The following is a 23,354-nucleotide window of genomic DNA, read 5'->3' on the forward strand; positions in this document are numbered from 1 at the left end:
GCCCCCGCCGCGATGGTCCGCGGGCGGGGTGGCGGGCGGCAGCGTATCCTGGAAGTGACAGGCCGCGCGATGCGCGGGGTCGTCCGCCGTGGCGCCCGCGACGAGCGGCGGGTCGTCCTGCGAGCAGATGGCCTGCGCGTAGGGGCAGCGCGCGTGGAAGCGGCACCCGGGGGCGGGTTGATCGGGCTCGGCAGGTCGCCGCGCACCGCGGCCGCGCCGCCCGCGCCGGGGATCGAGGCCAGGAGCGCCCGCGTGTAGGGGTGACGGGGGTTGCCGAAGATCGCGTCCGTCGCCCCTTCCTCCACCACGCGCCCCAGGTACATCACGACCACCCGGTCCGCGACGTGCCGCACCACCGCGAGGTCGTGGCTGATGAGGATGAAGGCCAGCCGCAACTCCCGGATGAGGTCCTGCAGCAGGTTGATGACCTGCGCCTGCACCGAGACGTCGAGCGCGCTGACCGGCTCGTCCCCCACGATCAGCCGCGGGCCGCTCGCCAGCGCGCGGGCGATCGCGATGCGCTGCCGCTGCCCGCCGGAGAACTCGTGCGGCCAGCGCTCCGCGTGTTCCGGCCGGAGGCCGACGCGCGCCAGCAGGTCCGCCACGCGTGCGCGTTCGCCGGCGCGGGGGACGATGCCGTGCAGGCGCAGCGGTTCCGCGACCGCCGCGCCGACGGTCATGCGCGGGTCCAGGCTGGCATAGGGATCCTGGAAGATCATCGCCATGTCGCGGCGTCGCGCGCGCAGCGCCGCCGGCGACAGGCCCCGCAAATCCTCGCCCGCGAAGCGGACGGTCCCCGAATCCGCTTCCTCCAGCCGCAGCGCCACGCGCCCCAGCGTGGACTTCCCGCAGCCGGACTCACCGACTACGGCGAGGACCTCGCCTTCCCCGACATGCAGGGAGACGCCGTCCACCGCGCGGACCGCGCCGCGGCGGCGCCCCATCGCGTCGCGCACCGGGAAGTGCCGCGTCACGCCCTCGAGTTCGAGCAGCGCGCTCACGCCGCCTCCAGCAGCGCGTCGAGCGGCGCGCGGTGGCAGGACGCGGCTTGCCCCGGCACGATCGCGCGCAGGGGCGGCACGGTGTCGCAGACGGGGATGCGGAAGGGGCAGCGCGCCTTGAAGCGGCAGCCCTCCGGCGGATTCGCCAGGTCGGGCACCGTGCCCTCCACGGTCGCCAGCCGCCCGCCGCGCGGCCCGTCCAGCCGCGGCGCCGCGCCGAGCAGCCCGATCGTGTAGGGGTGCTGCGGCGTCGCCAGGACCTGCGCCGTGGGTCCGGTCTCGGCCACGCGCCCCGCATACATCACGACGACCTCGTCCGCATGGTCGGCGACGACGCCGAGGTCGTGCGTGACCAGCAGGACCGCGGTCCCCGTCTCCCGCCGCAGATCGTCCAGCAGGGACAGGATTTGCGCCTGCACCGTCACGTCCAGCGCCGTCGTCGGCTCGTCGGCGATGAGGACGCGGGGGCGGCAGGCGATCGCCATCGCGATCATCACGCGCTGCCGCATGCCGCCCGACAATTGGTGCGGGTACTGCCGCGCCCGCCGCGCGGCCTCGGGAATCCGCACGGCGTCGAGCATCGCGACCGCTTCCCGCATCGCCGCCGCGCGGTCGAGGCCGCGGTGCAGCCGCAGCGCTTCCGCGACCTGTTCCCCCGCGGTGAAGGCGGGATTGAGGAGGTCATCGGCTCCTGAAAGATCATCGCGAGCTCGCGGCCGCGCAACGCGCGCCGCGGCTCGGGCGGCAGTTCCGCGATCTCGCGCCCCTCCAGCCGGATTGCGCCGCCGATCGCCGCGTTGCCCGGCAGCAGCCCCATGACGGCGAGCGAGGCGACGGACTTGCCGCACCCGCTCTCGCCGACCAGCGCGACGGTCTTGCCCGCGGTGAGCGAGAAGGACACGCCGTCCAGCACCCGCAACGCCCCGCGCTCGGTGGCGAAGGTGACGGACAGGTCCCGGACATCGAGGGCCGGCGGGGTCACCCGCCGCCGCCCTCGCGCGCCGCGTTTTCCATGCCCTTCGCGACGAGGGCGTTCATCACGGCCCGGTCGAAGACGCCGGGATGGTCGGCCCCGGCCATGTGGCGCCGGAAGTGCACGAAATGGCCCCGCGCCACGCCGTAGAGGCGCCGTAGCTCCTCCAGCGGCTCCGGATGGTCGTCCACGCGCAGATCGAGGTCGGGATAGGGGTCGTGGCTGGCGATGACCAGCGCGGCCGACTGCTTGCCCCGCTTGTCGCCGCCAGCGGCCTGTCCGGCGTCGAGGGCCGCGATCAACCGCTCGGCCAGCGGCCGCCCCGTGCTGCCGAGGAAGGATTCCAGCGTCGCCTCCACCACGCGCGGACCGGCGAGCATGTTGCCGGCGACCGAGACATCGGTCCCCGCAACGTGCCCGGCCCAGTCCACGCAGTTCGCCCCCGTGTGACGGGCGGAGCGCCCGTCGGCCGACAGCGCGTGCAACTGTCGTGCCGCTCCGCCGGGATCGGCCGCGATGACCCCGGCAACGACCTCTTCCGGCCCGTCCCCCGCGCGCAGCCGGTCCAGCACGCGGGGGCCAGCATCGGGTTGACGAGCGCCTGCGTCGCGACCGCGCCGACGCCCGCCTCCACCCGCGGGCAGAGCGCGCCGACGGCGAAGAACTTCGTGGTCACGGCGACGCCCAGCTCACCGGTGGCGGGGTCGCGCGCTAGGATGCTCCAGGTCACCATCCCTTTGTGCCCCCGCGCGGCGGCGACGGGAAGCGGGGCCGGCGAGGGAACGCCGCATCACGTTCGGCACAGGGCGGGCGGCGCGGGTTGACCCAGGGGCGCGGAGGGCGTGCATCCGCGGCATGACCGGTCGGTTCCGGCCCCTCCTCCTCTCCCTCGCGCTCCTGATTCCCGTTGCGGCGCGGGCGCAGGAGGCGGAGGCATGCCGCCGCGCGATCGCCGCCGTCGAGCCCGGGTCGGGCGTCCCGGCTGGGCTGCTCGGTGCTGTCGCGATCGTGGAGAGCGGCCGGGCGGACCCGGCGACCGGGCGGCCGGTCCCCTGGCCCTGGACCTGGAACGTGGCGGGGGAAGGCCGGTTCGCCGCCACGAAGGCCGAGGCCGTGGCCGCCGTCGCCGCCCTGCTCGCCGCCGGGACGCGGTCGGTGGATGTCGGCTGTATGCAGGTGAACCTGTTCCACCACCCCGACGCTTTCCCCGACCTGGACGCTGCCTTCGACCCGCCGACGAACGTCCGCTACGCCGCCCGCTTCCTGCTCTCGCTCCGGGCGCAGACGGGGGAATGGGGCACCGCCGTCGCGCGGTACCACTCCGCCGAGGAGGCGCGCGGCGTGCCCTATTCCCGCCGCGTGGCCCTGGCGCAGCTGGGCGCCGGGTGGGGGCCGCGGCGGTGCGGTCACCCTGCCGGCCGGCGTGGTGCGCGGGCTCTGCGGCCCGGGGCTGGTGCCGGCCCTGAGCCTGCGGCCCCGGGCGGCGCGGAGCGCGGCACCCACGCGGGTGACCTGCCGGCGGGCGCGGTAGGCGGGCGCCACCCCGCCGACGCCGTGTGACCCCCATTTCCCGCCCCCACCCGAACGCGCCCCTACGCGGATCGCCAGGCCGCCGGCGGCCATGCCCGACGTCGCAACCCGGCTGACACAGGGTACCTTTACAGCGCCGGCCCCGTGCGAATGCTTCGCTTCCCACATCGCCAGCCCGCCGGGGCCATGCCCGACGCCGCATCCACCGGGCCGCCCCGGGCCGCTGCACCGGACGCCGGGCCAACCGGCGCATGACGCTCAGGCCGCCCTCGGTTCAGGGGACGCGTGCGCCCCTCATCGTCAGGCGTCATCACCCCGCCGCCGGACAACCTCGCCGCACGGGAACCAACGGCCCAGGACCGATGCGGCCCGGCCTCATGCCCCAACGGACCCGGGCAGGGGCCGCCGCCGCGGTGGACCCGGCCCGCGCGCCGGGGCATGACGCGCCATGCCCGCCCGGACCCTCGGCATCCTGCTCCGCTCCGCCGGGCATGAGCCCGCGCACTACGCCCTCGTGCTCGCGACCGGCGCCGCGGCGGTTGGGCGGTCCGTCGTGCTCTTCGCGACGAATGCCGGCCTCGCCCTGTTCCGCGCCGACGCCCCCCTGTTGACGGACCCGCGGGAGGCGCTGCTCGCCACCCGCGGCGTCGCGGGCATCGCGACCCTGCGGGAGGCCGCCGCCGATCTCGGCATCCGCCGCATCGCCTGCGACGCCGGCCTCCGCGCCGAGGCGATCGCGCCGTCCGCGCTCGAGCACGGGGTCGAGGTGGCGGGCGTCGTGACCTTTCTGGAAGCCGTCGGCGACGGCAGCGTGGTGTCCCTGTGAATCCCTCCGAACCGCTTGACCGCGCCCGCGTGCTGCCGCGTGATGCGCCCGATGCGGCACGTGCTTCCGATACTCCTGACGCTGTGCGCCCCGCTCCTGTGGGGCGGGGCGCTGCCGGCGATCGCCCAGACCCTGCCGCCGCCCGTGCCGCGCAACGCGCCTGCAACCCCGGCGCCCGCGCCCGCGGCCCGCGCCGATGCACCCGGGCCTGGCCAGCGCGCCGACCAGCCGCGGCGGCCTGCGGGTCAGGCCGCCGGCCAGAACCGCCCGCGCCAGGGCGCCGGCAATCAGGCGAACCGGGGCAACCAGGCCAACCGCCGCGGCCGCACCGCCGCCGCCGGCGGGGCTGCCGCCGGTGCCGCGGCCGCTGCCGCCGCGGCCGCCGCCGCCCCGGCGCCCCCGCCCGAGCCGCCGCCTCCGCCCATCGGCCAGGTCACCGGCCTGCCCCTGCCACGCTTCGCCGCCCTCCGGGCCGACGAGGTGAACATGCGCACGGGCCCGGGGACGCGCTTCCCGATCGAATGGACCTACCAGCGCAAGGACCTGCCTGTGCAGATCGTGCGGGAGTTCGAGCTGTGGCGCCGCATCCGCGACGTGGACGGCACCGAAGGCTGGGTCCACCAGTCCAACCTGACGGGCCGCCGCAACTTCGTCGTGCAGGGCGAGGAACGCGTCCTCCGCCGCCGCGCCGAGGAAAACGCCAACGCCGTGGCACGCCTGCGCGGCGGCGTCATCGGCCGCATCCGGAACTGCGCCCAGGGTGTCGAATGGTGCGAGGTGCAGGTCGGCGACCACCGCGGCTGGATGCGCCGCTCCGAGATGTTCGGCGTCCTGCCGGAGGAGGAGGTGAAGTCGTGACCGACGACACGATCCGCGACGCCCCACCGCGCGACACGACGAGCGGCGCCCCACCGCGCGATGCGACGCGTGACGCCCCACCGCGCGATGCGACGCGTGACGCCCCACCGCGCGATGCGACGCGCGAACGCGATCCCCGCGCGTCCCATCACGACCTCGGCGGCCACCCCCGCTTCGTCTGCACCGCCGTGGACATCGAGGACGACGCGCCGAACGACGCCTTCGGCAAGCGCGTGGACGCCATCCGCCTCGCCCTCGGCGCCGCCGGCCTGATGACGGTGGACGAGATGCGCCGCGGCATCGAATCCATCCCGGAGGAGGAGTACCACGCGCTGACCTATTACGAGCGCTGGCTCCGCGCGATCTCCGGCGTGATGGTCGAAAAGGGCATCATCCCCGCCGCCGACCTGTCGCCCGGGGGCGCCCCGTGACGGGCCCCGCAGGCAACGTCGCGCCCCGCGCCGTCGCCGGCGGCGACGCGCCGAAGCCTGCGATCCCCGGAACCCCTGCACCGCGCTTCGCCCCGGGCGATGCCGTCCGGGTCCGCGACGACTGGCCGGAAGCCCGCGGCCCCGCCCATGTCCGCACGCCACACTACCTGCGCGGCCGCGTCGGGCGCGTCGCCGCCACCCTCGGCGCCTATCCCGACCCCTCCGACCTCGCCTTCGCCCGCCCCGCCCCGCGCGTCGTCCTCTATCACGTCGCCTTTCCGCGCGCCGCCGCCTTCCCGGGGCAAGGCGACGACGAACTCCTCGTCGAACTCTACGAAACCTGGCTCACGCCGGGGCAGGAGGACGCATGAGCCACGACCCGCGCCCCGAGAGCCTCGCGCTCCTCGACCGCTTCGAGGCCGCGCTGATCGGCCGCGGCGTCCTCACCCCCGCGCAGATCGCCGATCAGCAGACCCGCGCCGAGAAGGGCTCCCCGGCCATCGGCGCCGCCATGGTCGCGCGCGCCTGGACCGACCCCGCCTACCGCGACCTCATGCTGCGCGACGGCCACGCCGCCGCGACCGTCATGGGCCTCGACATGCGCGGCGTCCTCCCCCTCGGCGTGCTCGCGGATACGGAGGATGTGCACCACCTCGTCGTCTGCACCCTCTGCTCCTGCTATCCGCGCGCCGTGCTCGGCTACCCGCCCGGATGGTACAAGTCCGCCGCCTACCGCGCCCGCGCCGTCTCCGACCCGCGCGGCGTCATGGCCGAATGGGGCACCACCCTGCCCGACGGCATGCGCCTCCGCGTCGTGGACAGCACCGCGGATTGGCGCTGGATGGTCCTCCCCCGCCGTCCCGACGGCACGGACGACTGGCCCGAAGACCGCCTCGCCGCTCTGATTGGCGCCCCGGAACTGATGGGCCTGCGCCTGCCCCGCGCGGCGTAGCGGCTCGTCGCGTCGGGCTCGGTCCTCGCTGCGTTGCGCTGCTTGGCCCCGGACGAAGGCGCTGCCTTCCTCCGGACCTCCATCCGCCAGGGGACGCGTCCCCTGGACCCCCTTTGTGTAGACGCCCCGGTTTGGGAGGTGGTCCCCACGCGGCGCAAGCGCGCCTGCGGACCACCTCCCAAACCGGGGCATCGCTCTCACGGAATGCGGTCCAGGGGGCCGTCGCCCCCTGGTGGGTGGTGGGTCTGGGTGGTGGGTCCGGGAGGAGGGCAAAGCCCTCCACCCGGGACAGCCCGCGCAACACCGAAAGGATCAGGCCCAGCGCCGCACGGCGACGAGTACCGCGACGCCGACCAGCACGAGGCCGAGCGTGCCGGGCTCCGGGACCGTCACCAGCGCCGCCGCGGCGATCGCGATCTGCTGGTGCGCCGCCGTCGTCGGGTGGATGGGGTCCCAGAACAGCGTCGCCGCGGCTTGGCCCGGCGTGCAGCCGATCGTCGCCGCGGCGGGGTCCACGTAGATCGCGGGCGTCGGCCCCGTGACGCAGGACGTCGTGACGTCCGTGAAGCCGAAACTGGCCGGCGACGCGAAGACCCGGTCGAACAGCCCGAAGACGTCGAGCTGCCGCACCTCCACGCCGGGCTGCGCGTCGAAGCCCGCGAGCCCCGCGGCGAGCGCGGCGTTGTACGCCTGCGCCGCCGCCCGGCCCGCCGCGGCCGTTTGCGGCTCCGTGTTGAGGCGCGGCGTGCGGCCGAGATCCGGCAGGTTCAGCACGAGGAAGTCCTCCGCGCCGTCCGCCCGCAGCCGCTCGAGCTGGGTGAGGAGGTTCGCCGCCGCCGCCTGCGCCTCGGTCGCGAGGAAGACCGCCGGATCCGCCTGCCCCGGCGCCGCCGCGAGGGCCTGGAGCATGTTGTTCGCCCCCGCCCAGACCGCGAAGAGCGCGCCCGCGGCGCTCGACGGCCCGTCGATGAAGCTCGTCACCTGTCCCGGCAGGTTGAGGAAGGCCGGCAGCCCGAAGCCCGGCGCGGTCGAATCCGTGCGCGCCAGCCCGTAGGCGTAATCCGTCCCGCCGAGGAGTGACGGCCGCGCGGGGCCGAGCCCGAGCGACTGGGACAGGTAGCCCGCCCAGGTCGGCCCGTTGCTGAACGTCCCGACCGGGTAGGTCGGCGCCGCCGGGATGAGCCCGCCCGAGAGCGTCCGCAGGTTGCCCTGATCGGACAGGCTGTCCCCGAAGACGAACAGGTTGGCGTACTCCGCCCGCGCCCCCTGCACTCCGAGGACCGGCAACAGCCCGATCGCGAGCGCCACGACGCGGAGGAACGCCACCATGCCCAACCCTTTCCGATACCCGGCGCGCCACGCTGTCCCGCACCCCGCGCCCCGCGCAACCGACGAACACGTGGTTACGCCGCAGCATCGTCCGCCCGGGACCTGCCCTGGTGCGCAGGGGTCCTGGTGCGCAGGGGCCCTGGCGCGCAGGCGTCCAGGCGCGCAGGGGCCCTGGCGCGCGAGCGCGCCGCGTCGCTGCGGATCGGAGCGGGGCGGACCACCCGAGGCGGCGAGTGCCCCTCGAACGATGACCTGGACCCGTTGACGCTGACGCCCGTCAGCCCGAAACCGGCGCGGAGCCGATCGCCGCCGCGCGGAATCGCACGGCGCCGTGACGCTGCCCCGAGAATCGGCGACGACGGCGGGTGCGCCCCGACACGGTCGGGCACCCCGCCGCCTCACGCCGGCCCGCCACGGACTCCAGGGAGGAACCCGATGCCGCGCCCCTCGCGCCGCGCCCTTCTCGCCTTCGCCGCCTCCGCGGCGTCCCTCGCCCACCGTGCCGTTGCCCAGGCCGCGCCGCTCCGCCTCGTCGTCGGCTTCCCCGCGGGCACGACGCCCGACACCCTCGCGCGCCTCTACGCCGCGGCCATCGCCGGTCCGCTGAACCAGGCGGTCGTCGTGGACAACCGCGTCGGCGCCGGCGGGCTGCTGGCCGCCGAGCAGGTCGCGCGCAGCACCGCCGACGGCAACACCCTCTTCGTCGGCGGCAATGGCCCGATCTCCATCAACCGGCACCTGACGGACCGCCTGCCCTTCGACCCCGACCGCGACTTCCGCCCCGTCGCCTTCCTCGGCCTCACGCAGCAGGTCCTCGTCGTCCGCCCCGGCCTGCCGACGGACCTCCAGGCCCTCATCGCTTATGCGCGCGCGAACGAGATCAACTACGGCTCCGTCGGCGCGGGCTCCGGCGGGCACCTCTTCATGGCTGGTGTCGTGCAGCAGACCGGGATGAAGGGACAGCACGTCCCCTATCGCGGCGCGCCCCAGGCCCTCGTGGAGATCGCCGCCGGCCGCCTCGACGCCATGGCCGCCGCCACCGGCTCCGCCCTGCCCCTTATCCGGGAAGGCAAGGTCCTCCCCGTCGCCGTCAGCGGCCCCGAACCGCTGTTGCCGGAGGTCAAGACCTTCGAGCAGTCCGGTGTCCCCGGCTTCAACCTGCAACTCTGGAACGGCATCTTCGCCCCGCGCGCGACGCCCGACGCCGTCGTGGACCGCCTCGGCAACGCCTTCACCGCGGCCGCCGCGGACGAGACCGTCCGCCGCGGTGTCGCCGCCGCCGGCTTCGCGGTCCAGCCCCTCGACCCCGCCGCCATGACCCGCTTCATCGCGGCCGAAAGCACCCGCTGGGGCGAGATCGCCCGGGCGACGGGAGTGCGGCTCGCGGATTGAGGGGGCTGCGTCGGGTGGCCCTGGAGGAAGGCTCTGCCTTCCTCCCGACCTCCATCCGCCAGGGGGGTCGTCCCTTGGACCCTATCACCAAGGGCATCCCCCCAACAGAATGAGGTCCAGGAGGCAAGCCTCCTGGTGGGTGGGAGGTTTGGAGGAAGGGCAAAGCCCTCTCTCCAAGGCAACCAGCGCCACCCCCGCAACCGGAAACCCGCATGCCCCGACCGCCCATCGAGCAATCCGTCACCTTCCTCTATTCTGACGACCTCGAGGCGCACGCCGCCTTCTACCGGGACGTGCTGGAGCTGGAGCAGGTGCTGGACCAGGGCGTCTGCCGCATCTTCCGCGTCAGCGGCACGTCCTTCCTTGGCGTCTGCAACCTGCCGCACCGCCCGCGCGGGACGCAGGGCGTGATGTTCACCTTCCTCTGCGAGGACGTGGAGGCGATGTACCGCGACCTGCTCGACAAGGGCGTCACCTTCGACGGCCCGCCGGACATGAGCGGCGGCCGCACCGTCTACTCGGCGTTCTTCCACGACCCCGTCGGCTACATGCTCGAGATCCAGGAGTTCCGCGACCCCGACTGGCCCTACCCCGGCGGCCGCAAGTTCCGCGGCCAGGCGGACTGACGCCCGCTTCTGTTGCAGTTCCGTGAAGTCCCGCGGCCGGACCGTTGCGGCCTCGGCGCGGGCCCATCATGGTCCGCCCGGATCGAGGGAGGGGCCGCCATGCGCTTCGAGGTCGTGGAGGACGGGGCGGACACCATGCGGATCGCCATGACCGGCCGGCTGGATGCCGCCGGCGCTTCGGCGATCGAGCTTCCCTTCACCGCGACGGTGTCCGGGGCCGACAAGGACATCCTCCTCGACCTGTCCGGCGTCACCTTCCTCGCCTCGCTCGGCCTGCGCGTCCTCCTCGCCGCGGCCCGCGTCGCGCAGCGGCGCGGCCGGCAGATCGTGATCTACGGCGCGCAGCCCCAGGCGCAGGAAGTCTTCGAGACGATCTCCATGGAGAGCCTGGTCCCTGTCGCCTCCGACGAGGCCTCCGCCCGCGCCGCCCTCGCGGCCTGAACCCACGTCGGCTGAACCATGTCGGCCGCGCTGCGGCTGGAGGCCGAGACCGGCCTCGCCGGCCTCGCTGCGGCTCAGGCGCGCCTGGCCGATTGGCTGACGGCCCGGGGCGCCACCCAGCGCCTGCAGGACCGCGCCGCGCTCGTGACCGAAGAAGTCGTGCTGAACATCGGCATGCACGGCTTCGACGACACGTCGCCGCATCCGCTTGCGATCGAGGCCCGCCTCGACGGCGCCGCCCTCACCCTGACCTTCGAGGACGCCGCGCGCGACTTCGACCCCGTCGCCGCCCCCGCGCGCCCCCTGCCGCAACATCTGGAAGACGCCCCCGTCGGCGGCCTCGGCCTCGTCCTGCTGCGCCGCATGACCGACGCCCTGTCGCACGAACCGCGCCCCGGCGGCGGCAACCGCCTGACGGCGGTGATCCGGGCGGATTGATGGCGCCGGGCTTGGGTCCCTGCCCACGGTGCGGGTCCGAGAAGTCCCCCCAACCGCCTTCCGAACCACGCCGCCGTCCGCGCCGCCCGTCAGCGCTGCTCGGAGGGTGGCCACCTCGGCTGGGATCGGCCGGCCGGCATGGGAAGGCCTGACGGTACGAGTTGCGGCCCACCTGGACTCGCCCATCCTACGGCGGGCGGCGCGATCCCCTTGGACCTCTGAAGGAACCGATGGACACGACCCCTGACCGCGGCATCCACGTGCCGTCCGCATCGTCCCCGGCACCCGCGCCGCCCTGCACGCTCGTCATCTTCGGGGCGAACGGCGACCTGACGCGTCGCCTGCTGATGCCCTCGCTCCACAATCTCGCCATGGCCGGGCTGCTCGCGGACGGCTTCGCCGTGCTCGGCGTGGATCGCAACGCGCGCACCGACGAGGCCTGGCAGGAGCAGCAGACGGATTCGATGCGGGACTACGCCGGCGGCAAGGGCGGCCTCGACGAGGAGGGATGGGCCTGGCTGCGCAGTCGCCTCGCCTACCTCACCGGCAGCTTCGAGGACCCGGAGACCTACCGGCAACTCGCGGCCTGGGCCGCGCGGCGGAGGGAGACGGAGGGGAACGCCAACCTTGTCTTCTACCTCGCGACGCCGCCCCGCTTCTTTGAGGTCATCATCGGCGGCCTCGCCGAGGCGGGCCTGATGGGGGAGGGCCCCGACGCCTTCCGCCGCATCGTCGTCGAGAAACCCTTCGGGACCGACCTCGCCTCCGCCAAGGCGCTCAACGCCCGCATCCTCGGCCTCGTCGAGGAGCGGCAGGTCTTCCGGATCGACCACTTCCTCGGCAAGGAGACGGTCCAGAACATCCTCGCGCTGCGCTTCGCGAACGGCCTCTTCGAGCCGCTCTGGCGCCGCGACCACATCGACCACGTCCAGATCACCGTCGCCGAGACCGTCGGCGTCGGCACCCGCGGACGCTTCTACGAGCCGACGGGCGCGCTCCGCGACATGGTGCCGAACCACCTCATGCAGCTGCTCGCGATGGTCGCGATGGAGCCGCCCAACACCCTCGGCGCCGATGCCATCCGCGCGGAGAAGGCGAAGGTCGTCCAGGCCATCCGCCCGCTGCGCGGGGACGATCTCGCGCGCGCCGTCGTCCGCGGCCAGTACCGCGCGGGGGCCCTGCGGGGCGAGGCGGTGCCGGCCTACCGCGAGGAGGCGAACGTCGCCCCGGATAGCGCGACCGAGACCTACGTCGCGCTCCGGCTCGAGATCGACAACTGGCGCTGGGCCGGCGTCCCCTTCTACCTCCGCACCGGCAAGCGGCTGGCGGCCCGGCGGACGGAGATCGCGATCCACCTCAAGCAGGCGCCCCACGCGCTGTTCCGCGGCACCGCCGTCGGCGCGCTCCCGCCGAACGTCCTCGTCCTGCACATCCAGCCGGAGGAGGGCGTCTCCCTCGGCCTCAGCGCCAAGGTCCCGGGGCCGCGGATGCGGCTCTCGGGCGTGCGGATGGCCTTCGACTACGCCGGCCATTTCGGCGTGCGTCCCTCCACGGGCTACGAGACGCTGCTCTACGACGCGCTCTCCGGCGATGCCTCGCTGTTCCAGCGCGCCGACAACGTCGAGGCCGGCTGGGCCGCGATCCAGCCCGTGCTCGACGCGCCGCCGCCGGTGCAGGACTACGCCGCCGGAGGCGAGGGACCCGAGGCGGCGGAGCAGCTCCTCGCCTGTGACGGGCGGCACTGGCTGCCGCTCGGGTGACGGATCGGGACGCCCTCAAGCGCGCCGCGGCCGAGGCGGCGGTCGCCGAGGTCGAGGACGGGATGGTCGTCGGGCTCGGAAGCGGCACGACCGCCGAGACGGCGCTGCACGCGCTCGCGGCCCGCGTCGCGGCCGGGCTGCGCGTGCGGGGCCTCCCGACCTCCGAGCGGACCGCCTCCCTCGCCCGCGCCCTCGGCGTTCCGCTCACCGGCTTCGCCCGCGACCCGGTGCCCGACCTGACGATCGACGGGGCGGACGAGGTCGAGGCCGCCTCCCTCGCCCTCATCAAGGGCCGCGGCGGCGCGCTGCTGCGGGAGAAGATCGTCGCGGCCGCGAGCCGGCGCGTGCTGATCGTCGTGGACGATTCCAAGCTCGTCCCGCGGCTCGGCGTTGGCGTGCTGCCGCTGGAGGTCGCCCCGTTCGGCTCGCAGGCGACCCTCGCGCACCTCGATGCGATGGGAATGCGGCCCGTTCTGCGCCGCGCGGCGGACGGGGCGCCCTTCGTCACCGATGGCGGCAACCTCGTCGCGGACTGCCCGACGGGGCCGATCGCCGATCCGGCAGGCCTGTCAGCGCGCCTCCTGCACGTGCCCGGCGTCATCGAGACGGGCCTGTTCCTCCTCCCGACCCTCGAGGTGATCGTCGCGACCGGGCACGGGACGACGCGTCTGCCGGACCGTCAGCAGCGGTGACGCACGCTCACGCGCCGTCGCGGCCGCCCGCCAGGTGGACACGCGTCAGGCGGACACCCGTCAGGCGGACACCCGTCAGGCGGCCGCCCGGCGGACGGCCGGCGTGTCACGCGCTCTCCGCCACGCGCTCCCGCACCAGCGCCCCCGCCGCACGCAGCCCCGCCTGCAACTCCCGCACGTCGACCGCCCGCGGCGCCAGCCCGCGATCCGCCGCGATCGCGGCCGCCACCCCCGTCGCCTGCCCCGTGAGCCAGCACTGCGGGACCTCCCGCAGGAAGGAATGCGACGTCGTGTCGCAGGACAGGTGACGCCCGGGGCAGAGCAGCCCGTCCACCCCCTCCGGCACCAGCGCGCGGTAGGGCACCGACACATTCGCGAATTTCGGCGACAGCGACGGCGACACGCCGATCTCGTCCACGAAGATGCGTTCGCCACCCGCCGGGGCCCAATCGCCACGCGTGACGGCGCCGACCCCGCGCAGCCGCCGCGCATGCCGCACCCCGATCTGCGGCGCCGACAGCATCAGGAACGCTCCCCCGAACCCCGGCACGTGACGGCGATACAGGTCGAGATGCGCGACCATCAGCCGGTGCGACCGCACCTCCACTTCCGACAGGTCGTCCACGTCCAGCCCCGAATACCCCGCCAGACGCGGCCCCATGAACAGCGCGACGTCGTCGCGCCAGGACACGAAGGCCTTGTCGAAGGTTCCCACCGCTTCCCGCCCGATCCGCAGGAACGCGGAAAACTCGTCCGGCCGCTCCGCCCGCCATTCCAGGTAGCGCCGCATGTCCACGCCGCCGAACAGCCAGGCCGTGTTGATGCAGCCATGGATGTCCCGCTCGTCCACCGCCGTCTCGTGCGCTGCGCCGGCGCGGGCGAACAGGTCGCCATCCCCCGTCGCGTCCACGACGACACGCGCCAGGATCGCGCGCCGCCCCTGCTTGCTCTCGAAGATCGCGCCGACCACCGCGCCGCCACGCACCACCGGCTCCGCCCCCCAGCAATGGAACAGCGGCTCCACCCCCGCTTCCAGCGCCATTTCCAGCGACACGTGCTTCAGCCATTCCGGGTCCACCGTCGGCGAATGCGTGACGATCCCGTGGAAGGCCGCGGTCCGCTGCCCCCACCATGCCGCCGTCGCCGCGTCGCGCGACCCCCATGCCTCCCGCGGCGGCCCCGCCACGGCGTCGCGCGGCAGCCGCGCCAGAAGCTCCTCGGCAAAGCCGCGGATCACCGGCACCCCGTCCCAGTCCGTCATCCGGTCGATCCAGATGACCAGCCCGCCCGTGCTCAGCCCGCCGAGGTGGTTGGTGCGCTCCAGCAGGATCGTCCGCGCCCCGCGACGCGCCGACGCGATCGCGGCCGCCGTCCCGGCCGGCCCGCCGCCCACCACCAGCACGTCGCATTCCGCGTGCACCGGCACGTCCCGCGCCGGCTCCGTCACGCTCGCGACGGGAGGCACCGGCCGCGCCCGACGGCTCCCCCGCGCGAAGGTCTCAGACCGGAAGAACAGCCGCCCGCCCTCCGCATCGGCATCCGGAAGCGTACCCATCTGCGTCTCCACCCCTTGGCGGCCCCGACCGCTTCGGGCGATAGCACGCCCGGCCCGGGACCGCTTCCGTCCCCCACATCCCTCGAGGAACCGGCGACCGCGCGCGATGCCCGACCTGCCGCCCGCCCCCGATCCGGTCGCCGCCCCCCTCCACCCGCGGGAACGGGACGGGCTCCTGGCCGCCCTGCGCGCGACGCTCCGCCGCGCCCCGGTCGGGAACCGCATGGTCGCGGGCCTCGCCGCGACGCCGTCCCCGGACGCTCCGCTCCGCGCGCTCGACAACGCCGTCGCCGCCGCGGCCCTCGCCGCCGCCGACCTCCGCGCGGCCGATCCCGTCCTCGCCACCGCCCCGCTCGGCTTCCTCGCCGCCCTCGCCGAGGCGAGCCCGGAGGCCGGCCTGCCCCGCTCCGTCGCGCCCGCCGTCAGCCGGGTCACGATCGCCCGGGCCGACCCGGACGCCCTCCGCGTCGTCACCCCTTGGCACGTCCTCACCGGCGACCTCACCCGCGGCCTGCTCGTCCAGCACCTGCGGGGGAGGAAGCGGATCCGGCCCGCGGCATCCACCACACCGGCAACCTCCTGCGCCTCTGGCCCGGGGGCCTCCGCGGCCTGCCGTTCCGGCTCGGCCTCCGGCGCGCCGTCCTGGACGTCGAGGAAGCCATTGCCTCGGCCGGGGTCGAGCCCGAGGACCGCGGGGCCGTCCTCTTCCACGAAGGACCGCTCCGCGTGGCCGGCGCCGTCGCGGGAACGGTCCGGTACGAATACCGCGTCTCCGCCGCCGACCCGCTGCTCCGCGTCACGGTGATCCTGCGCGCCGCGCCGGGGCACCCCTTCCGGAACGTGCGCGTCACCGTCGCCCTCGACGGGCTGTCGCGGCTCGTGCCGCCGGTCCGCGCCGCCGCGGTGACGCCGCCCGGCGGCACGCCCTCCCCGACCGGGCCGCAGGCGCCCTGGGGGGCGCCGTCCAGCTCGCCCCGCCCGGCGGGACCGAGATCCTCCACCTCTGGGCCGGGGAGGAGCCGGAGCCGCTCTCCCTCCACCTCCGCCCCCGTCCCGGCGCCCGCCTCGCGGACATCCGCGCCCGCGGGGAGGCCCCGGAGGCCCGCTCGGAGGCCCGCTCGGACGCCCTCTCTGACGCCCGCGGGGAGGACGCCGTGCTGCACTGGGTCGCCCCGCGCTACCACACCGGCCCGATCCGCCCCGGCACCGCCGCGCGCGTCGGCGAGGACCGGCTGCTCGCCCGCGGCAGCCTCGCCGAGACCCTCCCCGGCGCCGCCGCGCGGCTCCGCGACCCCGCCTCGGCCGGCCCGACCGATCCCGCGGCGACCGCCAGTCCCGCCTTGCTCGCCGCCCTCGCCGAGGCCCTGGCACGGGCACCGTCCCCGCCCCTCCTCGCCTGGCTCCGCGGTGCGGTGGACCGCGCCCTAGCCCGTCCCGGTACCCCGCCCCCCGGCACCCTCCTCGCGGCGGCGATTCTGCACCGCGACGACGCCCCGCGCCTGGCCGAACTGGCCGGCCGCCTCGGCCCGGTGGAGGACGCCACCGCCCTCCTCGCCGCCGCGCGCCTCGCGCGTCGCGCCCCGGAGGCCGCAGTCGCGCTGATGGAAGCGCCGCTGCTGCACGACCGCGGGGCGGTCGCCCCCGAAAGCCTCCCCACCGTCGAACTGGCGACCCTTCTGCGCGCGCTCCGGGCCGCGGCGGCCGCGGGCGCCATCCCGCCCGGCCGCCTCGACGACCGCATCGCGAGGACCCTCGACGCCCTCTCCGCCCGCATCCGCGAACGCGACGGCGCGCTGGAGGTCGTCGCCTCCGACGCGGCGACGGAGGGCGACACCCTGTCCACGGCCGCGACCCTCCTCGCCCTGCTCGGCCCTGCCGGCGATCCGGGCTGACCGGGTGACGGCACGCCTCGCCGCGCTCCTCGCGCCCCTTCTGCTGGCCGCCTGCGCGGTCGCCCCGCCCCCGCCGCGCCGCGACCCGCCGATCGCCTACCCCGCCTCGGTCCGCGACCGCATCCTCCGCATCGCCGAGGCCGAATGGGCGGAATGGGGCCGCATCACCGTCGGCCGCGACCTGCCGCGCCCGCCGTCGGGCCTGGAAGGCCTGCCCGACAACTTCCCCCGTGTCCTCGCCTACTGGCGTGCTGTGCCCGATGCGGAGGCCGCCGGCGCCGTCGCCGCCAACCGCGCCCTCTGGGTGGCCGCCCCCGGCGGCGCCGCCGGCCTCTGGGCCGAACCCGCCTGGTCCGCCGCCTTCGTGTCCTACGTGATGCGAAGCGCCGGCGTGGACACGCGGGAGTTCACCCCCTCCGCCGCCCATTCCTTCTACCTCGACGCCATCATCCGCGACGCCCGCGAATACCCCGCGACCGCCCCCTTCATCCCCCGTGACATCGGCGAACGCGCCCCCGAACCCGGCGACCTGATCTGCGCCGACCGCTCCCGCACCCCCCTGCGCTCCTGGCGCGACCGCGTGCCGGAGGCCGGGCAATTCCGCCCGATGCACTGCGACATCGTCCTCCGCGCCGCCCCCGGCGCGGTTGAGGCGATCGGCGGCAACATCGCCGATGCCGTCACCCTCACGATCTACCCCGCCGACGCGACGGGCATCCTCCTCCCGCGTGAGCGGGGCTCCGCCCTCGTCACCGTCGTCGAGAACCGCCTGGGCCGCCTGCCACCCTTCGGCCCGTCTCCGCTCGTGCTAAGCCCCCTCCTGAGCGACGCCGCGCGCTGACCGGAGTTCCCGCCTTGCCCCGTCTCTTCGATCCCCTGACCCTCCGCGGCGTCACGCTGCGCAACCGCATCGCCGTCTCCCCCATGTGCCAGTACTGCGCGGGCACCGACGGCAAGCCGACGGACTGGCACCTCGCGCACCTCCTCCAGCGCGCGGTCGGCGGCGCGGGGCTGGTCATCACCGAAGCCACCGCCGTGATGCCGGAAGGCCGCATCTCCCCCACGACCTCGGCCTGTGGGAGGAAGCGCAGGTCGCCCCCCACGCGCGCCTCGCCGGCGCCATCGCCGCCGTCGGCGCGGCACCCGGCATCCAGATCGCCCATGCGGGACGCAAGGGCAGCCAGAACCCGCCCTGGCGCGGCGGCGCGGCCGAGCCGGGCTGGGAAACCCTTGCCCCGTCCGCCGTCGCGATGGACGGCATGCCGCCGCCCCGGTCCATGACGGAGGAGGAAATCGCCGACGTCATCGCCGCCCACGCCGCGACGGCCCGCCGCGCCGTCCGCGCCGGCTACCGCGTGGTCGAGATCCACGCCGCCCACGGCTACCTGCTGCACGAGTTCCTCTCTCCGCTCTCGAACACCCGCAACGACTCCTGGGGCGGCGACTTCGACGGCCGCACGCGCATCGTGCGGGACATAGTGGAAGCCGTGCGCAACGCCGTGCCGCCGGACGTCCCGCTCCTCCTCCGCGTCTCCCACACCGACTGGCTGGAGGATGGCTGGACGACGGAGGAATCCGTCGAACTGGCACGCCGCGTCGCGCCGATGGGCGTGGACCTCGTGGACGTGACGTCGGGCGGCATCTCCACGCGTGCGAAGATCCCCGTCGGGCCCGGCTACCAGGTCCCGGGCGCCGAAGCGGTCCGCCGCGGCGCCGGCCTCCCCGTCTCCGCCGTCGGCATGATCACCGAACCCGCGCAGGCCGAGGCCATCCTGGCGGAAGGAAAGGCCGACCTGGTCATGCTGGCCCGCGCGGTGCTGCGCGACCCCTACTGGCCCGTCCGCGCCGCGCGCGAACTCGGCGCGGAGGATCGCCTCGCGATCCCCCCGCAATACGAGCGCGGCTGGGGCAAACTGCCGATGCGCGACGCGACGGCGGAGCCGCTGCCCGCCATCTAATTCTTGGCACTCGACGGCGGAGCGCCGGCCCCGCGACCCTCCGGGGATGCGGTTGCTGCGGGTCCTCGCGTTCCTGGCCGTCTTCGCCGGCATCTCAGCCCTCGCCGCCTGGCCCGACATCGTGCTCCTCGGCGCGACGGTCGGGGCCGCCGCCGTCGCGGGAATCCTCGCCTGGCTGGGACCGCATTGGCGGCGGATCTGGGAAGCGCGGGTGCCGGTCATCGTGGGCCTCGTCGGCACCATCGCCCTCGCGGTGCCACCCCAGACCCGCGATCTCCTTGTCGGCACGGATACCATCCTGAAGGTGCCCGTGTTCTTCGTCGCGCTCTTCCTCAGCGGCGTCTCCGCCTGGTTCTGGACGCGCTGGGTCATCAACCTTGCCCGGGTGCGCCGCACCTGGAAGGGCGCGCCGCGGGGCGCGACCGAGACGGCGCTGCCCCGGGTCATGGCCGTGCTGCCGCCGATCGCCGTCCTGGGGACCGTCCTCGCGCGGACGGAGGCGTTCGGGACGGGACGCCTCGTCCTCCTGCTCGCCGGGACCGTCGCCGTCGCCGTGGCCCTCGTCGGGCTCGCCTGGAATCGCCGCGGGGTGAGGTCGCCGTGGCTGCGGATGCTCTTCGTCCACGACGAGGAGATCGACGCGCCGCCCCACCACCCGCCCTGGCGCGACCCGGCGCCGGTGCATGGGCAAGGTGATGCGCCCGCGCGCCCGTCGCTCCGGGAACAGGTGGAACGCGCCTTTCCGTTCCATCCCCGCTTCGTCTGGGAGTCCTGGCGGTCCTGGCCGCCATGGTCGGGGGCGCGCTCCTCTTCCCGCGGGCCCCGATCCCCGCCCTCCAGGCGATCGGCGCCGCGCCCGTCGCCCTCCTCGGGCTGGCGGGGCTGATGGCCTTCGTCACGCTCGTGACGACGCTGGTGCACGTGAAGACGGGCTGGCCCGCCCTCGCGATCTGGGCCGCGCTGCTCGTCGGCGCGGGCGGCATCACGCTCAACACGGTCGTGCGCGATGACCGCCGGACGCCGCCCCTGCCGGAAGGGGCCGCGTCCGGCCGCCCGACCCTTGAGCAGGCGGCCAGCGCCTGGCTGGAGCACTGCGCCCGCGCGGGCGACGGGCCGGTCCGCGCCGTCGTCGTGGCCTCGGCGGGCGGGGCCAGCCGGGCCGCCCTCTGGACGGCCTCGGTCATGCGCAGACTCGAAGGAATCGACCCGGACGGGAAAGTGGCGGAAGGCGCAGATCTCGACCCGGCGCGGCAGCTCTTCGCCCTCAGCGGGGTGAGCGGCGGCGCGCTGGGCGTCGCCGCCTATGCCGCCTCCCTCGCCCGGGACGGCGCGGGCTGCCGGGGCATCGAGGGCCGCGCGCCGCAGCCCGCAACGCGCCACGACGCGCTCTACGAGGCGCTCGGGCGCGACCACCTCGCCGCACCGCTCGCGGGCATGCTTTTCAGCGACGCCTACTGGCGCCTCGCCTTCCCGGCCGGGCTCGTCTCCTCGGCGCTGGGCTGGCGCCCGGTGGAGCGGACTGGCTGGCTGGAGCGCTCCTGGGAGGAAGCGATGGTCCGCGAAGACGCGGGCACGCTCCTCGGCGGCCTCGTGCGACGCACCTTCCCTGACGCTCCGGCGCCCGCTGGATCGGCACCCGGGGCATCGGCGCCCCAAGCATCGGCGCCCGGCGCGCCGGGTCCCACCACGCCCGGTCCCGCCACGTCCGGTCCGTTCGCGGCGCGGCCGGCGATCCCCGTCGTGATCACGACGGGCACGCATCAGGAAAGCGGCAACCCCGTCGTGACGGCGGCGCCGCGGCTGCCCCCTGCATCCGGCGCGGTGGATGCCCTCGCCGTGCTCGGGCGCGACATTCCGCTCTCCGTCGCCGCCTCGAACTCCGCGCGCTTCCCCTACATCTCCGCGCCGGGGCTGCTGGCAGGGCCGGGCGGCGCGGGGCCGGTGGGGCAGATCGTGGATGGCGGCTACACGGACAACCTCGGCACGCTCGGCGCCCGCGCCGCGGTCCGCGCGCTGGAGGCCGCCTACCGCGACCGCGGCTGGCACCACGGCCTACGGATTGCGGTGGTGCAGATCCTGAGCGACCCGGACCGCGACCCCGCCTCCGTGCCCCGTTGCGACCCGCGGCCTGGGCCGGTGAGGCTCCAGCCACGCCGCCCCGGCGCGCTGGACTTCGTCGCCTCCCCGATCGGCGCCCTGACGGAGGTCCGCGGCGTGCGGGCCAACGAGGGCGTGGCGGAGTTCGTGGAGGAGTTCTGCGGGACGGGCGCCGGCCCGGTCCGCCGCGACCTCTATGTCTTCAGCCTCGGCCCTGGCGCGAGCGGCGCAGGCGCCGAACTCTCCTGGTCGCTCAGCGGAGGTGCCCGGGGAGACATCCGGACATGGAACTTCCGGTCCGACGCGGCGGGCCTGAACAGCGCAGAACTCGCCCGCTTCCGCCGCGACGGCACCGTGGGCTCCCCGTGATCCGCGCGGCGGGCAAGGCCGACCCCGTCATCCCGGCCCGCGCGGTGCTGCGCGACCTCTACCGGCCCGTCCGCGCGCGAACTCGGCGCGGAGAACCGCCTCGCGATCCCGCCGAAATACGAGCACGGCCGGGGCAACCCGCCCTTATTGCGAACGCCCTTATTGCGGCAGAAGCCGCGCCCGCGTCCTACGCACCTTCACGCAACCTCGGGCAGGTCCCTGCGACGTGAATTGACGCGTCACGACCGAGCCGGCGTTGCTGCGCGTAAGCGCTCCGTGCTGCGCCGGGGAGACGTCATGGACATCTCAAGGCTCCTGACCACCGCCGCGCTGACGGTCGTCGTTGCGGCACCGGCCGCGCAGGCTTCCGTGATCTACACCTTCACCACGACGTCCCGCAGCTACGCGGATCCGGATGACGGCTACCCGGGCCCGAACGTCACGCTCACGCTCGAACTGAAGGACGCGGCCGTGCGATCGGGCGGGTTCGGCCTCAGCCTGCTATGTGGGGGCAACAATGTCTGCCGCGATCCGCCTTACTACGGCGGGGACGTCGAAGGGCTCGTCCGCTTCCAGCTCTTCGGGACGGGTGACCTCGAAGTCGCCACGCCGGACTACGTATACGGCAACGCCTCGTTCGGCTTCAGTTTCAACGACGTCGGTGACGTCACGTCCAGCGACGTGGACTACCGTGGCAGCCTTAACAGCACCCTCCTCTCGGGGGTGGGAGCGACGGCGTCCGGAGCCCTCACGAGCGACACGGTCCTCCCCTGCTTTGGAGACCTGAACGACCTGCCGAGGTGCACCTTCTCGGGCGTCTGGACCCATTCCCGCCTCCAGGCCGTCCCCGAGCCCGCATCGGTCGTCCTCTTCGGTGCCGGACTTCTGGGGCTCGGGTTCTTCCGCCGGCGAGATCGGCGAAGGGACCAGCGTCAGGCCGGATCCCGCTCCAGCCCCGGTTCGCCAACCAGTGCTGCGAGCGCCTCGCCGGAAAGGACGTCATGCATCTTCTCGGAACCGATCGCGCCGAGACCGTCGTAGAGCGCCGGGGACGCGGCGTTCGATGCCGCGGTGGACCACTCGACCCGTTCAGCCCGCGCGCGAGGGCGACCCGCGCCACCGCCGCCACGAGGTGCCGCGCCACGCCCTCGCGACGGGCAGCCGCGGCGACGTAGACCTGCTGCACGAGGAGAAACGGCGCGAGGTCCGCGACAGGGAGGAGGGGCGCGAAGGTCGCGAACCCCACGATGGCCCCGCCGCGGTGGGCGACCAGAATATCGAGCGAGTGCGCCTGCCCGATGATCTCGTCCGCGACGCGGCGTTCGGGCGCGACCCGCGCACCGTACGCCTCGGCCATCTCGCGCATGAGACCCGCCAGGGACGCGGCATCGGCCTCGACGAAGGAGCGGATCGTGATCACGGGCATTTCCGTACCACGCGTGCGGTGGCCCGGAACGGCCACCGCCCACCCTAGAGCTCGCGCAACCCGGGCCTGGTCAGGTCAGGACCGGCCCGTTGCCATCACCCCATCCAATGCAGGACGAGGTCGCGCAGCTCCTCCTGGGTGAAGACGCCGCCCTGCGGCGAGGCGTCTCCGTTCGAAGAACGGTTCATCGCCGTCCTGTTCGCTTCCGCCGTATCCGCGCGGAAGGCGTGGTGAGTATCGAGTACGATAGACTTGTTCATCTTGTTCCTGAGTGGCCGCCCGCGCGTCACGCGGTGCCGGCGTCTTCCCGTCATGGTCCGAGTGTCCTGCCGCAACGCGGCGGACCCGTGTCGGATGCGTGACCCGGTCGTGACACCATCTCGGCGCCGACCGGACGGGAAGGGGTGGTCCGCCCCGCGACCTCACACGGAAGGGTCGGGCGGGGCGGGGTAGGCAGGCCGTCTCCGGCCGGGGAGGGGTGTCACCCTCCCGGAAAGGCCTCAGGCCTTCTGGAGATTGCTCGCCGAGAGCTTGCCGCGCTGATCCTGCTGGACGTCGTAGGAGACCTTCTCCCCTTCGTTCAATCCCTGCAGGCCGGCGCGCTGAACGTCGGAGATGTGGACGAACACGTCCTTCGAGCCGTCATCGGGGCCGATGAAGCCGTAGCCCTTGGTCGCGTTGAACCACTTCACAGTACCGGTCGCCATGGTCGTCTAGTCTTTCGTCGAACGAGGAACCCCGCGCGGGTTCGCACGGGGCTGCCGATCCAGGATCTGGGTGATGCAGGCCCGGGCCCCGGTGAGGGGGT

The 23,354-nt window shown here is 74.7% G+C and carries 23 protein-coding genes and 5 pseudogenes; 19 read left to right on the plus strand and 9 right to left on the minus strand.

What is annotated here, in order from left to right; translation table 11 throughout:
* Positions 1 to 200: 200 nt before the first annotated feature.
* The 4 genes and pseudogenes from ACE7GA_RS09250 to ACE7GA_RS09265 form a co-directional block, all read right to left on the minus strand.
* Positions 201 to 944, minus strand: a pseudogene (locus ACE7GA_RS09250) (ABC transporter ATP-binding protein); the annotation flags it as partial.
* A 53-nt stretch (positions 945 to 997) separates the two neighbouring features.
* Entirely contained in the window at positions 998 to 1,849 is an 852-nt protein-coding gene (locus ACE7GA_RS09255) for an ABC transporter ATP-binding protein (RefSeq protein ID WP_376098726.1), read from the minus strand.
* Positions 1,747 to 1,983 (minus strand): annotated as a pseudogene (locus ACE7GA_RS09260) (ATP-binding cassette domain-containing protein); the annotation flags it as partial. The gene ACE7GA_RS09255 and the pseudogene ACE7GA_RS09260, both read right to left, overlap by 103 nt.
* Positions 1,980 to 2,707: pseudogene (locus tag ACE7GA_RS09265) on the minus strand (DUF1028 domain-containing protein). The pseudogenes ACE7GA_RS09265 and ACE7GA_RS09260, both read right to left, overlap by 4 nt.
* A 122-nt stretch (positions 2,708 to 2,829) precedes the next feature.
* Here ACE7GA_RS09265 and ACE7GA_RS09270 point away from each other — a divergent pair.
* The 6 genes from ACE7GA_RS09270 (at position 2,830) to ACE7GA_RS09295 (ending at position 6,571) form a co-directional block, all read left to right on the plus strand.
* The gene (locus ACE7GA_RS09270) at positions 2,830 to 3,534 is read left to right on the plus strand and encodes a transglycosylase SLT domain-containing protein (protein ID WP_376098728.1); all 705 of its coding nucleotides are present in this window, start codon (positions 2,830 to 2,832) and stop codon (positions 3,532 to 3,534) included.
* A 418-nt stretch (positions 3,535 to 3,952) separates the two neighbouring features.
* Positions 3,953 to 4,330: a hypothetical protein gene (locus ACE7GA_RS09275; RefSeq protein ID WP_376098730.1), complete on the plus strand. Its 378-nt coding sequence runs from the start codon at positions 3,953 to 3,955 to the stop codon at positions 4,328 to 4,330.
* Positions 4,331 to 4,345: 15 nt separating this feature from the next.
* Positions 4,346 to 5,188 carry an SH3 domain-containing protein gene (locus ACE7GA_RS09280; RefSeq protein WP_376098732.1) on the plus strand — a complete coding sequence of 281 codons (843 nt, stop codon included), beginning with the start codon at positions 4,346 to 4,348 and terminating at the stop codon, positions 5,186 to 5,188.
* Positions 5,185 to 5,619, plus strand: coding sequence for a hypothetical protein (locus ACE7GA_RS09285; RefSeq protein WP_376098734.1), 435 nt, complete (start codon positions 5,185 to 5,187; stop codon positions 5,617 to 5,619). The genes ACE7GA_RS09280 and ACE7GA_RS09285 overlap by 4 nt, the downstream gene beginning before the upstream one ends.
* A complete protein-coding gene (locus ACE7GA_RS09290; protein ID WP_376098736.1) occupies positions 5,616 to 5,990 on the plus strand; it encodes an SH3-like domain-containing protein in 375 nt (124 codons plus the stop codon). Before ACE7GA_RS09285 ends, ACE7GA_RS09290 begins: the two co-directional genes overlap by 4 nt.
* Positions 5,987 to 6,571: a nitrile hydratase subunit alpha gene (locus ACE7GA_RS09295; protein WP_376098738.1), complete on the plus strand. Its 585-nt coding sequence runs from the start codon at positions 5,987 to 5,989 to the stop codon at positions 6,569 to 6,571. Before ACE7GA_RS09290 ends, ACE7GA_RS09295 begins: the two co-directional genes overlap by 4 nt.
* Before the next feature lie 312 nt (positions 6,572 to 6,883).
* Here the strand turns inward: ACE7GA_RS09295 and ACE7GA_RS09300 are convergent, their stop codons facing one another.
* Positions 6,884 to 7,900, minus strand: coding sequence for an SGNH/GDSL hydrolase family protein (locus ACE7GA_RS09300; RefSeq protein ID WP_376098740.1), 1,017 nt, complete (start codon positions 7,898 to 7,900; stop codon positions 6,884 to 6,886).
* Positions 7,901 to 8,335: 435 nt separating this feature from the next.
* Between ACE7GA_RS09300 and ACE7GA_RS09305 the strand changes: the two genes are divergently transcribed.
* The 6 genes from ACE7GA_RS09305 (at position 8,336) to rpiA (ending at position 13,249) form a co-directional block, all read left to right on the plus strand.
* A complete protein-coding gene (locus ACE7GA_RS09305; RefSeq protein WP_376098742.1) occupies positions 8,336 to 9,292 on the plus strand; it encodes a Bug family tripartite tricarboxylate transporter substrate binding protein in 957 nt (318 codons plus the stop codon).
* Between the two features lie 212 nt (positions 9,293 to 9,504).
* Positions 9,505 to 9,918, plus strand: coding sequence for a VOC family protein (locus ACE7GA_RS09310; RefSeq protein ID WP_376098744.1), 414 nt, complete (start codon positions 9,505 to 9,507; stop codon positions 9,916 to 9,918).
* A 99-nt stretch (positions 9,919 to 10,017) separates the two neighbouring features.
* Positions 10,018 to 10,359 carry an STAS domain-containing protein gene (locus tag ACE7GA_RS09315; RefSeq protein WP_376098746.1) on the plus strand — a complete coding sequence of 114 codons (342 nt, stop codon included), beginning with the start codon at positions 10,018 to 10,020 and terminating at the stop codon, positions 10,357 to 10,359.
* 18 nt (positions 10,360 to 10,377) lie between these two features.
* Positions 10,378 to 10,797: an ATP-binding protein gene (locus tag ACE7GA_RS09320; protein ID WP_376098748.1), complete on the plus strand. Its 420-nt coding sequence runs from the start codon at positions 10,378 to 10,380 to the stop codon at positions 10,795 to 10,797.
* 230 nt (positions 10,798 to 11,027) lie between these two features.
* Entirely contained in the window at positions 11,028 to 12,557 is a 1,530-nt protein-coding gene (gene zwf / locus ACE7GA_RS09325; protein WP_376098750.1) for a glucose-6-phosphate dehydrogenase, read from the plus strand.
* Positions 12,554 to 13,249 carry a ribose-5-phosphate isomerase RpiA gene (gene rpiA / locus ACE7GA_RS09330; protein WP_376098752.1) on the plus strand — a complete coding sequence of 232 codons (696 nt, stop codon included), beginning with the start codon at positions 12,554 to 12,556 and terminating at the stop codon, positions 13,247 to 13,249. The genes zwf and rpiA overlap by 4 nt, the downstream gene beginning before the upstream one ends.
* A gap of 106 nt (positions 13,250 to 13,355) precedes the next feature.
* On the opposite strand, the gene ACE7GA_RS09335 is transcribed toward rpiA, so the two are convergent.
* Entirely contained in the window at positions 13,356 to 14,804 is a 1,449-nt protein-coding gene (locus ACE7GA_RS09335; protein WP_376098754.1) for an FAD-dependent oxidoreductase, read from the minus strand.
* A 106-nt stretch (positions 14,805 to 14,910) separates the two neighbouring features.
* On the opposite strand from ACE7GA_RS09335, the gene ACE7GA_RS09340 reads away from it, so the two are divergent.
* The 7 genes and pseudogenes from ACE7GA_RS09340 to ACE7GA_RS09370 all read left to right on the plus strand — a co-directional run bounded on the left by ACE7GA_RS09340 (position 14,911) and on the right by ACE7GA_RS09370 (position 22,161).
* Entirely contained in the window at positions 14,911 to 15,609 is a 699-nt protein-coding gene (locus ACE7GA_RS09340) for a hypothetical protein (protein ID WP_376098756.1), read from the plus strand.
* Positions 15,610 to 15,958: 349 nt separating this feature from the next.
* A complete protein-coding gene (locus ACE7GA_RS09345; RefSeq protein WP_376098757.1) occupies positions 15,959 to 16,696 on the plus strand; it encodes a hypothetical protein in 738 nt (245 codons plus the stop codon).
* Between the two features lie 4 nt (positions 16,697 to 16,700).
* Positions 16,701 to 17,537 carry a DUF2272 domain-containing protein gene (locus ACE7GA_RS09350; RefSeq protein ID WP_376098759.1) on the plus strand — a complete coding sequence of 279 codons (837 nt, stop codon included), beginning with the start codon at positions 16,701 to 16,703 and terminating at the stop codon, positions 17,535 to 17,537.
* Positions 17,538 to 17,620: 83 nt separating this feature from the next.
* Positions 17,621 to 18,654, plus strand: a pseudogene (locus ACE7GA_RS09355) (NADH:flavin oxidoreductase/NADH oxidase).
* A gap of 46 nt (positions 18,655 to 18,700) precedes the next feature.
* A complete protein-coding gene (locus tag ACE7GA_RS09360) occupies positions 18,701 to 19,540 on the plus strand; it encodes a hypothetical protein (protein ID WP_376098761.1) in 840 nt (279 codons plus the stop codon).
* A complete protein-coding gene (locus tag ACE7GA_RS09365) occupies positions 19,444 to 21,120 on the plus strand; it encodes a hypothetical protein (protein WP_376098763.1) in 1,677 nt (558 codons plus the stop codon). The genes ACE7GA_RS09360 and ACE7GA_RS09365 overlap by 97 nt, the downstream gene beginning before the upstream one ends.
* Before the next feature lie 297 nt (positions 21,121 to 21,417).
* Positions 21,418 to 22,161, plus strand: coding sequence for a PEP-CTERM sorting domain-containing protein (locus tag ACE7GA_RS09370; protein ID WP_376098765.1), 744 nt, complete (start codon positions 21,418 to 21,420; stop codon positions 22,159 to 22,161).
* 109 nt (positions 22,162 to 22,270) lie between these two features.
* Here ACE7GA_RS09370 and ACE7GA_RS09375 read toward each other — a convergent pair.
* The 3 genes and pseudogenes from ACE7GA_RS09375 to ACE7GA_RS09385 form a co-directional block, all read right to left on the minus strand.
* Positions 22,271 to 22,546 (minus strand): annotated as a pseudogene (locus tag ACE7GA_RS09375) (GNAT family N-acetyltransferase); the annotation flags it as partial.
* Between the two features lie 95 nt (positions 22,547 to 22,641).
* Positions 22,642 to 22,806, minus strand: a complete 165-nt coding sequence (locus tag ACE7GA_RS09380; protein WP_376098767.1) for a hypothetical protein — start codon at positions 22,804 to 22,806, stop codon at positions 22,642 to 22,644.
* A 240-nt stretch (positions 22,807 to 23,046) separates the two neighbouring features.
* Positions 23,047 to 23,253 (minus strand): cold-shock protein, encoded by a 207-nt coding sequence (locus tag ACE7GA_RS09385; RefSeq protein WP_376098769.1) that lies wholly within the window; start codon positions 23,251 to 23,253, stop codon positions 23,047 to 23,049.
* Positions 23,254 to 23,354: the final 101 nt, after the last annotated feature.

This window comes from Roseomonas sp. CCTCC AB2023176 (assembly GCF_042259275.1).
Classification (GTDB): Bacteria; Pseudomonadota; Alphaproteobacteria; order Acetobacterales; family Acetobacteraceae; genus Roseomonas.

Coding starts and splice junctions, on each gene's coding strand:
- ACE7GA_RS09335 (WP_376098754.1), bottom strand. CDS start 14,804: ATGGGTACGCTTCCGGATGCCGATGCGGAGGGCGGGCGGCTGTTCTTC.
- ACE7GA_RS09275 (WP_376098730.1), top strand. CDS start 3,953: ATGCCCGCCCGGACCCTCGGCATCCTGCTCCGCTCCGCCGGGCATGAG.
- ACE7GA_RS09340 (WP_376098756.1), top strand. CDS start 14,911: ATGCCCGACCTGCCGCCCGCCCCCGATCCGGTCGCCGCCCCCCTCCAC.
- ACE7GA_RS09385 (WP_376098769.1), bottom strand. CDS start 23,253: ATGGCGACCGGTACTGTGAAGTGGTTCAACGCGACCAAGGGCTACGGC.
- ACE7GA_RS09270 (WP_376098728.1), top strand. CDS start 2,830: ATGACCGGTCGGTTCCGGCCCCTCCTCCTCTCCCTCGCGCTCCTGATT.
- ACE7GA_RS09320 (WP_376098748.1), top strand. CDS start 10,378: ATGTCGGCCGCGCTGCGGCTGGAGGCCGAGACCGGCCTCGCCGGCCTC.
- ACE7GA_RS09365 (WP_376098763.1), top strand. CDS start 19,444: ATGGTCGGGGGCGCGCTCCTCTTCCCGCGGGCCCCGATCCCCGCCCTC.
- ACE7GA_RS09300 (WP_376098740.1), bottom strand. CDS start 7,900: ATGGTGGCGTTCCTCCGCGTCGTGGCGCTCGCGATCGGGCTGTTGCCG.
- zwf (WP_376098750.1), top strand. CDS start 11,028: ATGGACACGACCCCTGACCGCGGCATCCACGTGCCGTCCGCATCGTCC.
- ACE7GA_RS09370 (WP_376098765.1), top strand. CDS start 21,418: ATGGACATCTCAAGGCTCCTGACCACCGCCGCGCTGACGGTCGTCGTT.
- ACE7GA_RS09380 (WP_376098767.1), bottom strand. CDS start 22,806: ATGAACAAGTCTATCGTACTCGATACTCACCACGCCTTCCGCGCGGAT.
- ACE7GA_RS09310 (WP_376098744.1), top strand. CDS start 9,505: ATGCCCCGACCGCCCATCGAGCAATCCGTCACCTTCCTCTATTCTGAC.
- ACE7GA_RS09295 (WP_376098738.1), top strand. CDS start 5,987: ATGAGCCACGACCCGCGCCCCGAGAGCCTCGCGCTCCTCGACCGCTTC.
- ACE7GA_RS09360 (WP_376098761.1), top strand. CDS start 18,701: ATGCGGTTGCTGCGGGTCCTCGCGTTCCTGGCCGTCTTCGCCGGCATC.
- ACE7GA_RS09315 (WP_376098746.1), top strand. CDS start 10,018: ATGCGCTTCGAGGTCGTGGAGGACGGGGCGGACACCATGCGGATCGCC.
- ACE7GA_RS09305 (WP_376098742.1), top strand. CDS start 8,336: ATGCCGCGCCCCTCGCGCCGCGCCCTTCTCGCCTTCGCCGCCTCCGCG.